Genomic DNA, 13,918 nt, shown 5'->3' with positions numbered 1-13,918 from the left:
GGCATCCGTGAGTAGCGTGGCCCCTTGTGCCTGCCCCCGCCCGTGTCCCGTGAAGACCTTCTGGCTCCTCGTCCGGGCGGGCTTCCGGCGGCACTCGACGTACCGGCTGGCGCTCCTCGCGGGCATGACGACGAACTCCGTCTTCGGGATCATCCGTGCCTACATCCTGCTGGCCGCACTCGCCTCGGCCGGCGCCTCGATCGGCGGCTACGACGCATCGATGGCGGTGGCCTTCGTCTGGTGGGGCCAGGCCCTGCTCGGCACGGTCAACCTCTGGGGCTTCGCCGAGGTCAAGGACCGCGTGCGCACCGGCGACATCGCGATCGACTTCCTCCGGCCCCTCGACCCGCAGCTCGCTTATCTCGCAGGCGATCTCGGACGAGCGGGCATCAACCTCATCGGCCGCGGCATCCCCGCGATCCTGCTCGGTGCCCTCCTCTTCGACATCGCCTGGCCGCCCTCGGGCCTCAGCTGGGCCGCAGGCGCCGTGTCGGTCCTGCTCGCCGTCATCGTCGCCTTCGCCGGCAACTTCGTCATCAACCTGCTCGCCTTCTGGCTCGTCGAGATCCGCGGCATCACCCTGTTGTGGATGATCACGGGCGGGTTGCTCTGCGGCCTCTACCTCCCAGTGCCGTGGTTCCCCGACTGGCTGCGCACCGTCGCCACCTGGTCGCCGTTCCCCTCGATGCTCCAGCAGCCGATCGACATCCTGGCCGGTCGTGTCGTCGGTGCCGGGATCGCGACGTCTCTGGCGATCCAGCTCTTCTGGGTCACGGCCCTGCTCGCCCTCGGGCAGGTCGTGCTGCGAGCCGGCCGGCGTCGTCTGGAGGTGCAGGGTGGCTGACCGCCGTCTCGACCTCGCCGTCCGGCTGCGCCCCTACCGGGTGCTGCTCGCCTCTCGAGCGCATGCGCAGATGCAGTACCGAACCTCGTTCGTCACGGACATCCTGGGGACCGTAGGAGTCGGCCTCGCGGAGTTCGCGGAGGTGTGGGTGATCTTCCACAACGTCGACGTCCTGGGCGGCCTCGACTTCACGGCGGCCCTGCTCGTCTTCGCCCTGTCGAATCTCGCCTTCTCGCTGGCCGACATGTTCGTCGGGCACCTCGACCAGCTGCCGCGCTACATCCGGGCGGGTCAGGTCGACGCGTTCTACGTGCGTCCGTTGCCGCTGCTCGCCCAGCTCATGACGAGCGACCTGTCGCTCCGGAGGGTCGGACGACTGTCCGTCGCGCTCGTGGCCCTCATCGTCGCCCTCACGACCGCGGACATCAGCTGGTCGACGGCCACGGTGGCCCTCATCCTCCTGACGATCGTCAGCGGCACGGCGATCTTCTCCGCCCTGTTCACCACCGCCGGAGGCCTGCAGTTCTTCCTCGTCGACGGTGCCGAGTTCACCAACGCCTTCACCTACGGCGGGCAGTATGCCGCCCAGCAGAGCCAGCAGATCTTCCCCGACCCGCTGCGCATCTTCTGGACCTTCGTCATCCCGACCGCCTTCGTCGCCTACCTCCCGGCCGTCGCCATCCTCGACCTACCGGGAGACCCCCTCGCCCCGACGTGGCTGGCGTGGTGCACGCCGCTCGCCGCGGCCCTCGCCTGGGCCCTCGCGGGCCTGTGCTGGAGATCCGGGACCCGTCACTACCAAGGAGCCGGTGGATGAGCATCATCGAGACCCGCGACCTCGTCCGCGACTTCAAGCGGACCCGAGCCGTCGACCACCTGACGCTCGCGGTCGAGCCGGGCGAGGCCGTCGGCTACATCGGCGCGAACGGCGCCGGGAAGTCGACGACGATCAAGATGCTGACCGGCATCCTCAAGCCGACCTCGGGGACCGTGCGCACCTGCGGCATCGACCCGATGCGTGACCGCATCGGGGTGGCGCGCCGCGTGGGCGTCGTCTTCGGCCAGCGCTCCCAGCTCTGGTGGGACCTGCCACTGCGCGAGTCGTTCGGCATCCTGGCTGCCATCCACCGTCTCGATCCGGCGGCCGCCGCCGCCCGCACCGACCGTCTCGTCGAGCAGCTCGAGATGGGCCCGCAGCTCGGCACACCCGTGCGCTCGCTGTCGCTCGGTCAGCGGATGCGAGCCGAGATCGCGGCCGCCCTCCTGCACACGCCCGAGCTGCTCATTCTCGACGAGCCGACGATCGGCCTCGACGTGCTCTCGAAGCAGCGCCTGCGCGAGTTCCTCGTCGCGGAGCGTCGCGAGCGGGGCACGACACTGCTGCTGACGACGCACGACATGGGCGACATCGAGCGGCTCTGCGATCGGGTTCTCGTCGTCGACCACGGGCGGCTCGCCTTCGACGGCACCCTGCCCGGGCTCGCCGCGACGGTCGGGGCGCAGCGCATGCTCGTCATCGATCTGGCGGAGCCGAGCCTCGACCTCACCGGCGTGCCCAACACCACCCTCGTCGAGAGCGAGTCCGGCGGCCTGCGCCAGCGGCTCGCCTTCGACGCCGAGGCGACGACCGCCGCGGCGGTGCTGGCCCACGTGTCGGCGCGACACGGCGTGCGCGACCTCACCATCGAGGAGCCCGACATCGAAGACGTCGTCCGCCGCATCTACGCCGCCTCCGGCCGCGGCTGACCACCCGAGGCGGTATGCCGCCCACCGCGGTCGAGTGGCCGCGTCGCCACTCGAGGTGGTGTGGGCGGTGGGGTCGCGTGGGGTCGTGGGGTCGTGGCTCGTGGGTCAGGCGGTGTGTGGGTCCTTGGCGAGGAGGCGACGGAGGCGCGTCGTCGAGGTCAGCACGGCCAGGAGGACCGTCCCCGCGAAGACGACGAGCACGACCGGCGCCGCGAACCAGGTCAGCGCGACGCCGGCCGCGACGACCGGCACGGTGATGCCGGCATACGCCGCGAGGAACATGCCGGCGAGGGTCTCGCCGCGGTGCTCGGCGGAGGAGATGGCGGCGGCCGTCGTGATGGCGACGTTGAAGACGAGCCCGACGCCGGCCCCTGCCACGACACCGGAGAGGGCGAAGACCGGCAGCGACGCCGACCACGCGCCGACCGCGACGAGCCCGAGGCCCACGGACATCGCCCACATTCCCACGCGGAGCCGGTCGGCGACATCGCGCGTGCCCAGCACGACCTGCGACAGGGCGGAAGCCCCGATCACCCCGAAGACGAGCGCACCGGTCAGCAGCCGCGAGTGCAGCCCCAGCGTGCCTCCCACGAAGCTCGCCGTCAGGGAGGTGAAGACGCCGAGCACCGAGAAGGCTGCTGCCGCAGCGACCGCCGCGGCCGAGAAGTGCGGCCGCACGGCCGGCTCCACGCCGACGCGTTGCGGGCGGTAAGCCGGGGTGGGGCCCTGGCGGTCGACGGTCTCGGGCACGAGGAGAAGGAGGGCGGCGAAGGCGGCGACGAGCAGGAGGATCCACACGGCATACGGCAGCGTGAGCGGGTGGGGGAGCCACTGCGTGAGCAGGCCTGCGACGAGCGGGCCCAGGGCGAGGCCGCCGGTGTTGACCGCGCCGGCCACGATCGCGGCGAACCGGCCGTCCGCGTCGGGGCGGCCGATCGCGTGCAGCTCCGCGAGGTGGGCGGTCGCCGTGGCCGTGACGGCCCCGATGCCGAGGCCGCAGAGGAAGCGGGCGATCAGCAGGCTGCCGGTGTCGTGGAGCAGCACGAACATCACGGCGCTGACGACCTCGACCGCGGTGGCGGCGAGCAGCACCCGGCGGCGGCCGAGGTAGTCGCTGACGTGGCCCGCGAGGTAGAGCCCGGCCATGACGCCGAGGCCGTAGGCGGCGAAGATCAGCGTGATGACGACGGTCGGGAAGCCGTCGAGCTGCTGGTAGAGCGGATAGAGCGGCGTCGGCAGCGTCGTGAACGCCATGAGCACGGTGAAGGCGCCGACGAGGACCCAGAAACCGCGCCGATGCCGAGCTCGGGTGGCGTCGGAGTGCCGTGCTCGTGGTGCGGCGGGGGCCGTGGGGAAGGTGGTCGTTGACATGGTTCAAGGGTGCGCTGGCACCATTGATCGTGTCCAACGAACATTATCAGGCAGATTCATCGATCCTTCTGGTGAATGATGGTGACCGTGGACACCCGGCATCTCGAGTTCTTCGTCGCCGTCGCCGAGGAGCTGAGCTTCACCCGCGCGGCCACCCGCGTGCAGGCGGTGCAGTCGACGGTCTCGGCGGGCATCAGCTCGCTCGAGCGCGAGGTCGGTGCGCCCCTCTTCGTCCGGTCGACGCGGCACGTCGCACTCTCGGCGGCGGGTCGCGCGCTGCTCCCGCAGGCACGAGCGGCCGTCGAGGCCGTGACGCAGATGCGGCACCTCGGGGCGCGGGCCGGCGGCAGGGTGCAGGGCACGATCCGCATCGGCATGCTGACCAACCTCGAGTCGCTCGGACTGCCGGAAGTGCTCGGGGACTTCCATCGCGAACACCCGGCCGTCGACCTGTCGATGCGCACGTCGCCCCGCGGCTCCACCGGCCTCGTCGACGACGTGCGGCGCTCGCGGGTCGACGTCGCGTTCTGCGGACTCGCGCTGGGCGATCTTGTCGGCGTGCACGCCCAGCTGCTGCGCCGCCAGCCGTTCGTCGCCGTGCTGCCACCCGAGCACGCCCACGCGCGGGGGAGGGTGGTCCTCGTCGAGGACCTGCTCGACGAGGACTTCATCGAGATGCCCGTCGGCTTCGGCACCCGCAAGGCCGTCGACGACTGGCTGCGCGAGTCAGGCCTGCGCCGCCGGGTGACGATCGAGGTCCCGGACCTGTCGACGGTGCCGGCCTACGTCGTGGCGGGTCTCGGTGTCGCCCTCGTGCCCGAGCAGACGGCGTTCGGCGCGACCGGGGTTGCCGTGGTGCCCCTCGCCCGCCGGCCCGTCTGGGATCTCAGCGTCATCGCGCGGCTCGGTGACCGTGCGCCGGCGGTCGACGCGCTGCTCGCCCACCTCGCCGCCCGCCTGGCGGAACAGCCCCGCTGACCGCGCCGGCCCGGCGCACATCGCGGAGGGAGGCACACGGCATACGGCTGACCCCGGGGTGTGGGGCTGGCTCCAGCAAGCCAGTCGGGCTCAGAGGGTGCGCAGCATCCGGTGGTTGCCGAGGGTGTTGGGCTTGACCCGTTCGAGGTCGAGGAACTCGGCGACGCCCTCGTCGTAGGAGCGCAGCAGCTCGGCGTAGACCTCCGCCGACACCGCCTGCCCCTCGATCTCCGTGAAGCCGTGACGGGCGAAGAAGCCGACCTCGAAGGTGAGGCAGAAGAGCCGCTCGACGCCGATCTGGCGGGCGTCGTCGACGAGCTCCTCGAGCAGCCGGCCGCCGAGCCCGGTCCCCAGCATGTCGTCGGCGACGGCGAGGGTGCGGATCTCGGCGAGGTCCTCCCACATGACGTGCAGCGCCCCGCAGCCGACGATGCGCCCGTCGAGCTCGGCCACCCGGAACTCCTGGAGGCTCTCGAAGTAGGTCACCGCCTCCTTGCTGACGAGCACTCGACGTGCTGCCAAGGGCGCCACGAGGTCCCGTATGCCGCGCACGTCGGCCGTGCGGGCCCGCCGGATGACCGTGCGCCGGCGCAGCGCGTCCGGGTCGTCGGGGTCGACGGAGGCGTCGGCGGTCATGGGAGGTTCCCGTCTCGGAAGGATGCGAAGAGCGCCCGTGACTCGGCACCGAGCACGACGATCGACTGGCCCGCGGCGGTGCCGAACGAGCCCTTGGCCACCCCGCGTCCGACCTGCAACGGGCTCAGGGTGTGCAGCCCCGCGGTGAAGGTGAGGATCTGCTCGGCGGACAGGTTGCTCCGGCCCACCTCGCTGAAGCTCGTGAGCGCGCTGGGGATCGCGGCAGGTCCCGCCAGCTTGGCCTTGACCGCGGCGGCGAGGATGACCTCGCCCTGGTGCCGCGACCGACCGAAGTCGCCGTCGGGCAGGGTCTTGCGCTCGCGGGCGTAGGCCAGGGCCTCGGCGCCGGACAGCGTCTGGGGCCCCGCCTTGATGACGAGGTTCTTCGCGTGTGAGGCGACGACCGTCTTCGGGATGACGATCGGCAGGCCGCCCTGGTCGTCGACGATCTTCTTGAAGCCGGAGAACCCGAGCACGACGTAGCCCTCGAGCGGGAGGCCCGTCACCGCCTTGACGGTCGCGACCTGTGCCTGCGGCCCGCCGAAGACCATGGCCGCGTTGATCTTGCCCTTGCCGCCGGTGCTGAGCGGCACCCAGAGGTCGCGAGCCAGGCCCATGACCCCGCCCCCGCCGCGCCCGTCGACTCCGACGACCTGGAGCACGTCGGCGCGCGTGCGCTCGAGGGGTTGGCCCTTGCGGGCGTCGGAGCCGATCGCGAGCACCCAGCGGGGGCCGCCGGCGCCGAGGCTGGGCTGCGACACCCCGAGGGAGGGCCACCAGCCGCCGACGACGCGCCACGTGGGGCCGACGGCGAGGGTGACGTCGTCAGCGGCCGTGACGACGGCGACGGGGGTTCCCATCCAGGAACCCACCGACGCCGTGGCCGCCACGGTCGCCGGACCGGCCGTGCGGGTCTTGAGGGCGGCGGCCGCGCTGCGCGAGGCCGACCCGCCGAGGTCGCTCCCGGCATACAGCCTCGTCACGAGGGCGGAGAGCTCGGCGGGGGCTCCCGTCACCGTGACACCCGAGGCGGAGGAGCCGCCACCGGCGCCGGACGTCGGAGCTCCCGCCGGCGCAGAGCCGGCAGTGCCTGTCGGGCCCGAGGGGCTGTCGGAGCCGTTGCTCGTGCAGGCGCCGAGCGCTGCACCGACGACGCACGCCGCGGCGAGGACCGCGACCGGTGCGCGGCGCTGCCGGCGAGCCGGTCGGGCCGCGCGGACCGCGCAGGCCGCTCGGGCCGCTCGGGCCGCTCGGGACGGTGAGATCACGGGGCCCACGGTAGACGACACCGGGAACGGCGGAGGGGCCGGGGACGATGTCCCAGGCCCCTCCGGTCGTGCGGTGGTGCGAGCGGTCAGCGCTCCGTGCCGGTGAGGCCGGAGTCGGGGAAGACCTGGTCGTCGGGCACCGTCGAGGGACCGGCCGCGATGTTGACGCCGAGCGCGTCGTCGAGCGCCGGGCCCTCCGGGAGCTCCGCCAGGTCGTCGGCCGGACGGCGCGAGGCGTCGGGGTGGGCCATGTCGGAGAAGGTGAACTTCTCCTCCTTGCCCTCACCCTCGGTGCCGACCCGGATGTACTGACCCGCGAGGAACTCGGCGTAGAGGATCTTCTCGGACAGGGCGTCCTCGATCTCGCGCTGGATGGTGCGACGCAGCGGGCGCGCACCGAGCACGGGGTCGTAGCCCTTCTTGGCGAGCAGGTCCTTGGCCGCGGGCGTGAGCTCGATGCCCATGTCCTTGTCCTTGAGCCGCTTGTCGAGCTTGGCGATCTCGAGGTCGACGATCTGCGTGATCTCCGCCCGGTTGAGGTGCGGGAACACGATGGTGTCGTCGACACGGTTGAGGAACTCGGGCCGGAAGTGCTGCTTGAGCTCGTCGGTGACCTTCGCCTTCATCCGCTCGTAGTCCGAGCGGCTGTCGGGCCCGGCCGAGAAGCCCATGTTGGCCTTGGAGATGTCACGCGTGCCGAGGTTGGTCGTCATGATGATGACGGTGTTCTTGAAGTCGACCATCCGACCCTGGGAGTCGGTGAGGCGGCCGTCCTCGAGAACCTGCAGCAGCGAGTTGAAGATCTCCGGGTGGGCCTTCTCGACCTCGTCGAAGAGCACGACGGAGAACGGCTTGCGGCGCACCTTCTCGGTGAGCTGCCCGCCCTCTTCGTAACCGACGTAGCCGGGGGGCGAGCCGAAGAGGCGGCTCACCGTGTGCTTCTCGGAGTACTCGGACATGTCGAGCTGGATCAGCGCGTCCTCGCTGCCGAAGAGGAACTCGGCGAGCGTCTTGGCGAGCTCGGTCTTACCGACACCGGTGGGGCCGGCGAAGATGAACGAGCCACCGGGGCGGCGCGGGTCCTTGAGGCCTGCACGGGTGCGGCGGATCGCCTGGGACAGCGCCTTGACGGCGTCGTCCATGCCGACGATGCGCTTGTGCAGCTCGTCCTCCATGTGGAGCAGGCGGCTGGACTCCTCCTCGGTCAGCTTGAACACCGGGATGCCGGTGCTCGCAGCCAGGACCTCGGCGATGAGCTCCTCGTCGACCTCTGCCACGACGTCCATGTCGCCCGACTTCCACTGGGCCTCACGGGCGGCCTTCTCCTGGCGCAGCCGCTTCTCGTCGTCGCGGACGCGGGCCGCGCGCTCGAAGTCCTGGCCGTCGATGGCCGACTCCTTCTCGCGCACGAGCGCCGCGATCTTCTCGTCGAACTCGCGCAGGTCCGGCGGAGCCGTCATGCGGCGGATGCGCAGTCGCGCGCCCGCCTCGTCGATGAGGTCGATCGCCTTGTCGGGCAGGAAGCGGTCGTTGACGTAGCGGTCGGCCATGTTGGCAGCCGCGACGAGCGCACCGTCGGTGATCGTCACGCGGTGGTGGGCCTCGTAGCGGTCACGCAGACCCTTGAGGATCTCGATGGCGTGGGGCAGCGTCGGCTCCTGCACCTGGATCGGCTGGAAGCGCCGCTCGAGGGCCGAGTCCTTCTCGATGTGCTTGCGGTACTCGTCGAGCGTCGTCGCACCGATCGTCTGCAGCTCGCCGCGGGCGAGCATCGGCTTGAGGATCGACGCGGCGTCGATGGCGCCCTCGGCGGCACCCGCACCGACGAGCGTGTGGATCTCGTCGATGAAGATGATGATGTCGCCGCGGGTGCGGATCTCCTTGAGGACCTTCTTCAGCCGCTCCTCGAAGTCACCGCGGTAGCGGCTGCCGGCCACGAGCGAGCCGAGGTCGAGGGTGTAGAGCTGCTTGTCCTTGAGCGTCTCGGGCACCTCGCCCTTGACGATGTCCTGGGCGAGGCCCTCGACGACGGCGGTCTTGCCGACGCCGGGCTCGCCGATGAGGACGGGGTTGTTCTTCGTGCGGCGCGAGAGCACCTGCATGACCCGCTCGATCTCCTTCTCACGCCCGATGACCGGGTCGAGCTTGCCCTCGCGGGCAGCCTGCGTGAGGTTGCGACCGAACTGGTCGAGCACGAGCGAACCTGCCGGGGTGCCCTCGGCCTGGCCGGGCCCGACACCGGCGCCGGCCTTGTCGCCGCTCTGGCCACCCTGGTAGCCCGAGAGCAGCTGGATGACCTGCTGGCGCACCTTGTTGAGCTCTGCCCCGAGCTTGACGAGGACCTGGGCGGCGACGCCCTCGCCCTCGCGGATGAGGCCGAGCAGGATGTGCTCGGTGCCGATGTAGCTGTGGCCGAGCTGGAGCGCCTCGCGGAGCGAGTACTCGAGGACCTTCTTCGCGCGGGGCGTGAAGGGGATGTGGCCGGTCGGGGCCTGCTGCCCCTGGCCGATGATCTCCTGGACCTGGGCCCGGACCGCTTCGAGCGAGATGTCGAGCGACTCGAGGGCCTTCGCGGCGACGCCTTCGCCTTCGTGGATCAGACCCAGGAGGATGTGCTCGGTCCCGATGTAGTTGTGGTTGAGCAGGCGTGCTTCCTCCTGCGCGAGGACAACCACCCTCCGGGCCCTGTCGGTGAACCGTTCGAACATGTTCTTCTCCTGACTGATCGAGAGACATCTCGATGCTATCCGTGCCCACTGTCGATGAGCACACCCCGACCAACGTCGCCGGTGCACCTCCTGTTCCCCATCCTGAGCGTCACCGGCTCAGGTTTGCCCTCTGTTCGCCGTGAGCGGACAGATGCCCGGGGCGTGGTGGCCCGGTCCGTATGCGTGTCGTACCCCAACAGTCTCCGCTCACGCTGTTGCGGCGGTGTTTCAGGCAGGTCTCCGGGAGGAAAGACGGGTGGCGGAGGGGACCCGGCCGCAGGCGAGCTACGCGACCGTGCCCGTGACGAGGGCGAAGGTGATGAAGGCGCCGTCGTCGGCCTCGAGCATCCCCTGCACGGGCGAGCTGTGCTCTCCCTTGAGCTCGAGCACGGCCCGCTCCCACAGCAGCCAGTTGGCGCACCCGTCCTGCTGGGTGCGGGCCGTCACCGACGCGAACGCCCGGCTGAACTCCCACTGGCTGCGCAGCCACTCGGCCGTGTGCCAGGCGGCGCTCTCGGCGCCGACGACCCGGTCGATGTGCTCGGGGATCTCGCCGAGCTCGCGCACCTCGGTCGTCAGGGCCGGGGTGGCGACGCCGAGCTGTCCACCGGGCACGAGGAACTTCGCGAGGTAGGGAGGGTAGCTGTCGGCCGTTCCGAAGTACTCCCACGCGTCGATGCTGACGATCGCGTCGAAGGTGCCGTGCCCGAACGGCAGGGCTCCCGCGTCGACCCGCATCGGGAGCACCCGGTCCGCGACGCCCTCCTTGCGGAAGACGGCGGCCGCCTCGGTGGGGTCGACCCAGAGGTCGGCGGCCACGACGGTCACGCCGTACTCCTTGGCGAGGAAGACCGACGTCGCCCCGAGTCCCGAGCCGAGGTCGAGCACGCGCATGCCCGGACGCAGGGCGAGGTCGGTCGCGAGGTCCTCGAGCAGCCACAGCGGGTGGGGACCCATGTCGAGGTCGACGAGCCACCGCGCGTCGTAGGTTGCCGACTTCGGGTAGGCGTCCTTGCTCAGGTGGTCGAGGGCGGGCATGTCTCGATCCTGCGCCACCGCCGACGAGGGCGTCGAGCCGTTTCACGACTCGAGTGGCCGGGATCACCCGAGCGGCGGGAGCGCCTCACGCAGTCGGTCGGTGGTGATGTCGTCGACGGAGGTGCAGCCGGTCAGGCCCATCTGCAGGTCGAGCTCGGCTCGCAGGTTGCGCAACACCTCGGCGACCCCGTCGGCGCCGGCGAGGGCGAGTCCGTAGACGTGCGGCCTGCCGATGCCCACTGCTGTCGCGCCCAGCGCGAGTGCGATGAAGACGTCTGCGCCGCAACGGATTCCGCTGTCGAAGATGACGGGAGCGCTTGAGCCGGCATCACGGACCGCTGCCACGACGCCGGGCAGCGCGTCGAGCGCTGCCACCGACCGGTCGACCTGTCGGCCGCCGTGGTTGGAGACGTAGATGCCGTCGACCCCCGCGTCGATGGCCCGGCGGGCGTCGTCGGGGTGGAGGATCCCCTTGAGCACGATCGGGAGGCTCGTCAGCTCGCGCAGCCGCGGAAGGTCGGCCCACGTCAGCGACGGACGGCTGAAGACCTCGAGGAAGGTCTCGACGGCGGCCCGGGGCTCCTTGGCGGTGAGGTTGTCGCGCGTGCGTCCGGGGTGGTTGCGGCTCATGGCGAGCAGCGTCCCGAGCGCCGCCGCGGTGGGGCGCGGACGCGCGGGACGAGCGTCCGCGCCGTCCGGTCCCTTCGCGGGGGTCGCAGGCGCCGCGGGCGCCGCCGGCTCGGAGGTCGGCTGCGCCACCCGCTCCGCCACCCGCTCCGCCACCCGGCGCTGGAAGACCGGGTCGGACGTGTACTGCGCGATCCCCTCGCCGCGGGCGAAGGGCAGGTGCCCGAGGTCGAGGTCGCGCGGCCGCCAGCCGAGGTATGCCGTGTCGAGCGTCACGACGATCGCCTCGCTCCCGCAGGCCTCCGCCCGCGCGACGAGGCTCGCGACGAGGTCGTCGTCGCTGCTCCAGTACAGCTGGTACCAGTGGCCCGAGCCGCGCAGGGTCCGCGCGACCTCCTCCATCGGCACCGACGCCTGGGTGCTGATGATCTGCGTGACGCTCTGGGCGCGTGCCCCGGCGGCCACGGCGAGGTCGGCCTCCTCGTGCGCCATCGACAGCACGCCGACCGGCGCCACGAGCAGGGGGCTCTCGTGACGCCGGCCGAAGATCTCGACACCGGTGTCACGCGACGTCGTGTCGACGAGCATGCGCGGCACCACCTGCCACCGGTCGAAGGCAGAGACGTTGGCCCGCGCCGTCGCCTCGGATCCTGCCGAGCCCGCGACGTAGGCGAAGCCCCTGCGGGACATGGCCTTTCGTGCAGCGGCCTCCAGCGCAGTCCCGTCCGTGGGGACGAGCGGTCGGTGCCCGAAGGCTCCCGCTCCGTAGATCGCGGACTGGACGCTACGACCGAACCCGACGGACGGCATACGTTGTCTCCTTGGTCATGACCACGTGACCGACACCGTGTCGGTCCACCAGCGCTCGAGCTCGTCGCGCGGCCCGCCGCCGCGGCTCCACAGGCGCAGGAGCACCTCGACCGGCTCGCCGGTGAGCACGGCGTCGTGGGCGGGCACGGGGACTCCTGCATCGAGCTCGAGGCGCGTTGCGGTGGGGGCCCGGTCGAGCGCGACGTCGAGCAGCCACGCCCGGGTCGTCGACATCGGCGCCACGAGAATCCGCAGCGGCTCGTGCCGCACCCCCTGCCTGGGCCGGGGGACGAAGCCGGTCAGCAGCTCGTCGATGCCGTCGAGCGCGATGGACGGGCGGATCCACGTCTCCTCGGCGCGCGGAGCGCGACCCAGCCGGGCCGAGAGCGCGTCGACGGCGTGGATCGTCGTCTCGTGGCACTGCCGGCGGGTCCAGAAGAGTCGCGGCGAGGGTGCGTCCCGGAGGAAGACGAGCGCCTCGAGGTCGTCGGGCGCGTCGACGACGGACTGGAGCAGAGCGGTCGCGCCCTCGTCGAACCAGCCGAGCAGGTCCGACGAGGCCAGACCCTCCCGCGCGATGGCCTCGGGGTCGGTGTCAGGGGCGCCTCGCAGGTGGCTCGCGGCCCACCGGTGCACCATCCCCTGATGGACCACGAGGTCACGAACCGTCCACTCCGGGCACGTCGGCACCGCAGCGCCCAGCCCCGCTGCGGCGGCGTTGGCGCGCAGCACGGTGGCGGCCGCCCCGAGGGCGTCGCCGAGCTCCTCGAGCGACGGCACCCGCAGGGGTATGCCGTCCGGTGGTCTCTCGTGCACGCGCCCTCCTGCCGCTCCTCGTCGTCGCGACCGAGTCTGCCGCACGGACCGGACGGAGCACGGCGGTCTCGGCGGTAGATTTGCGAGGACCCCGCACCCGAGACCGACCGGAGGCCACCCGTGGACGCCAGCGACCTGCTGCGCAACTCGCTCCTGCAGCTGTCCAAGCAGGAGAAGATCCGAGACGTCATCGAGAAGGCACCGGTCTCGCGCTCGGTCGTGCGCCGCTTCGTGCCCGGCGTCGACAACGCCGACGTCGTCGGTGCGGCCACCGAGATCGCCGCCTCCGGGCGCATGTCGACGATCGACTACCTCGGCGAGGACACGACCGACCTCGCGCAGGCCCAGCACACCCGCGACGCCTACGTGTCGCTGCTCACCGCCCTCAAGGACCAGGGGCTCACCGAGGGCGGAGCGGTCGAGGTGTCGCTCAAGCTGAGCGCCCTCGGGCAGGCGCTGCCCGGCGACGGCAACACGATCGCCCTCGACCACGCCCGAGAGATCTGCGAGGTGGCCCGTGAGGCGGGCACGACCGTGACCCTCGACATGGAGGACCACACGACGACGGACCTCACGCTCGACGCGCTGCGCGAGCTGCGCGCCGACTTCCCGACCGTCGGGGCCGTGCTCCAGTCCTACCTCTACCGCACCGAGGCCGACTGCCGTGACCTCGCGTACGAGGGGTCGCGGGTGCGCCTCTGCAAGGGTGCCTACAAGGAGCCTGAGTCGGTCGCCTTCCAGTCCGGCGCCGACGTCGACAAGTCCTACGTGCGCTGCCTCAAGATCCTCATGCAGGGCAAGGGCTACCCCATGGTGGCCTCGCACGACCCGCGCCTCGTCGAGATCGCGGGGGCGCTCGCCGGCCAGGCCGGGCGTGATCCCCGGTCGTTCGAGTACCAGATGCTCTACGGCATCCGGCCCGAGGAGCAGAAGCGGATCGCCGACCGCGGCGACCAGATGCGGGTCTACATCCCCTACGGCGAGGAGTGGTACGGCTACCTCATGCGCCGCATGGCCGAGAAGCCGGCCAACGTCGCCTTCTTCCTGCGCGGTGTGGCCTCGAAGAGCTGACGGGA

At 71.4% G+C, this 13,918-nt stretch carries 12 protein-coding genes; 5 read left to right on the top strand and 7 right to left on the bottom strand.

Annotation, left to right across the window (positions count from 1 at the left end; translation table 11 throughout):
• The first annotated feature begins 49 nt into the window (after positions 1 to 49).
• Genes FBY41_RS03795 through FBY41_RS03785 form a run of 3 tightly spaced genes read left to right on the top strand, consistent with a single transcriptional unit; the run spans position 50 to position 2,590 of the window.
• A complete protein-coding gene (locus tag FBY41_RS03795) occupies positions 50 to 844 on the top strand; it encodes an ABC transporter permease (RefSeq protein WP_141842044.1) in 795 nt (264 codons plus the stop codon).
• The gene (locus FBY41_RS03790) at positions 837 to 1,661 is read left to right on the top strand and encodes an ABC transporter permease (RefSeq protein ID WP_141842043.1); all 825 of its coding nucleotides are present in this window, start codon (positions 837 to 839) and stop codon (positions 1,659 to 1,661) included. The genes FBY41_RS03795 and FBY41_RS03790 overlap by 8 nt, the downstream gene beginning before the upstream one ends.
• Positions 1,658 to 2,590 carry an ABC transporter ATP-binding protein gene (locus FBY41_RS03785; RefSeq protein ID WP_141842042.1) on the top strand — a complete coding sequence of 311 codons (933 nt, stop codon included), beginning with the start codon at positions 1,658 to 1,660 and terminating at the stop codon, positions 2,588 to 2,590. The genes FBY41_RS03790 and FBY41_RS03785 overlap by 4 nt, the downstream gene beginning before the upstream one ends.
• A gap of 105 nt (positions 2,591 to 2,695) precedes the next feature.
• Here FBY41_RS03785 and FBY41_RS03780 read toward each other — a convergent pair whose 3' ends face one another.
• Positions 2,696 to 3,961 carry an MFS transporter gene (locus FBY41_RS03780; protein ID WP_141842041.1) on the bottom strand — a complete coding sequence of 422 codons (1,266 nt, stop codon included), beginning with the start codon at positions 3,959 to 3,961 and terminating at the stop codon, positions 2,696 to 2,698.
• Between the two features lie 87 nt (positions 3,962 to 4,048).
• On the opposite strand from FBY41_RS03780, the gene FBY41_RS03775 reads away from it, so the two are divergent.
• Positions 4,049 to 4,939, top strand: coding sequence for a LysR family transcriptional regulator (locus FBY41_RS03775; protein ID WP_141842040.1), 891 nt, complete (start codon positions 4,049 to 4,051; stop codon positions 4,937 to 4,939).
• Positions 4,940 to 5,029: 90 nt separating this feature from the next.
• Here the strand turns inward: FBY41_RS03775 and FBY41_RS03770 are convergent, their stop codons facing one another.
• From FBY41_RS03770 to FBY41_RS03745, 6 genes are all read right to left on the bottom strand, one after another.
• Positions 5,030 to 5,575 (bottom strand): amino-acid N-acetyltransferase, encoded by a 546-nt coding sequence (locus FBY41_RS03770; RefSeq protein WP_141842039.1) that lies wholly within the window; start codon positions 5,573 to 5,575, stop codon positions 5,030 to 5,032.
• Complete coding sequence (locus FBY41_RS03765) at positions 5,572 to 6,843, bottom strand: LCP family protein (protein WP_141842038.1); 1,272 nt, start codon at positions 6,841 to 6,843, stop codon at positions 5,572 to 5,574. The genes FBY41_RS03770 and FBY41_RS03765 overlap by 4 nt, the downstream gene beginning before the upstream one ends.
• 86 nt (positions 6,844 to 6,929) lie before the next feature.
• Complete coding sequence (locus FBY41_RS03760) at positions 6,930 to 9,551, bottom strand: ATP-dependent Clp protease ATP-binding subunit (protein ID WP_141842037.1); 2,622 nt, start codon at positions 9,549 to 9,551, stop codon at positions 6,930 to 6,932.
• 285 nt (positions 9,552 to 9,836) lie between these two features.
• Entirely contained in the window at positions 9,837 to 10,589 is a 753-nt protein-coding gene (locus tag FBY41_RS03755) for an SAM-dependent methyltransferase (RefSeq protein WP_141842036.1), read from the bottom strand.
• Between the two features lie 63 nt (positions 10,590 to 10,652).
• Positions 10,653 to 12,026 carry an alpha-hydroxy-acid oxidizing protein gene (locus tag FBY41_RS03750; RefSeq protein ID WP_141842035.1) on the bottom strand — a complete coding sequence of 458 codons (1,374 nt, stop codon included), beginning with the start codon at positions 12,024 to 12,026 and terminating at the stop codon, positions 10,653 to 10,655.
• Positions 12,027 to 12,041: 15 nt separating this feature from the next.
• Entirely contained in the window at positions 12,042 to 12,842 is an 801-nt protein-coding gene (locus FBY41_RS03745; protein WP_260439540.1) for a maleylpyruvate isomerase N-terminal domain-containing protein, read from the bottom strand.
• Positions 12,843 to 12,962: 120 nt separating this feature from the next.
• Between FBY41_RS03745 and FBY41_RS03740 the strand changes: the two genes are divergently transcribed.
• Positions 12,963 to 13,913 carry a proline dehydrogenase family protein gene (locus FBY41_RS03740; RefSeq protein ID WP_141842034.1) on the top strand — a complete coding sequence of 317 codons (951 nt, stop codon included), beginning with the start codon at positions 12,963 to 12,965 and terminating at the stop codon, positions 13,911 to 13,913.
• The last annotated feature ends 5 nt before the right edge of the window (positions 13,914 to 13,918 follow it).

Origin of the sequence: Humibacillus xanthopallidus, from assembly GCF_006716675.1 — a bacterium.
GTDB classification, from domain to species: domain Bacteria; phylum Actinomycetota; class Actinomycetes; order Actinomycetales; family Dermatophilaceae; genus Humibacillus; species Humibacillus xanthopallidus_B.
Note: the sequence above shows the minus strand (reverse complement) of the source record. Positions and strands in the feature narration are given on the sequence as shown.

What these genes read in the sequence shown, in the direction of transcription:
- FBY41_RS03755 (WP_141842036.1), bottom strand. Translation starts at nt 10,589, where the DNA reads ATGCCCGCCCTCGACCACCTGAGCAAGGACGCCTACCCGAAGTCGGCA.
- FBY41_RS03770 (WP_141842039.1), bottom strand. Translation starts at nt 5,575, where the DNA reads ATGACCGCCGACGCCTCCGTCGACCCCGACGACCCGGACGCGCTGCGC.
- FBY41_RS03785 (WP_141842042.1), top strand. Translation starts at nt 1,658, where the DNA reads ATGAGCATCATCGAGACCCGCGACCTCGTCCGCGACTTCAAGCGGACC.
- FBY41_RS03750 (WP_141842035.1), bottom strand. Translation starts at nt 12,026, where the DNA reads ATGCCGTCCGTCGGGTTCGGTCGTAGCGTCCAGTCCGCGATCTACGGA.
- FBY41_RS03780 (WP_141842041.1), bottom strand. Translation starts at nt 3,961, where the DNA reads ATGTCAACGACCACCTTCCCCACGGCCCCCGCCGCACCACGAGCACGG.
- FBY41_RS03760 (WP_141842037.1), bottom strand. Translation starts at nt 9,551, where the DNA reads ATGTTCGAACGGTTCACCGACAGGGCCCGGAGGGTGGTTGTCCTCGCG.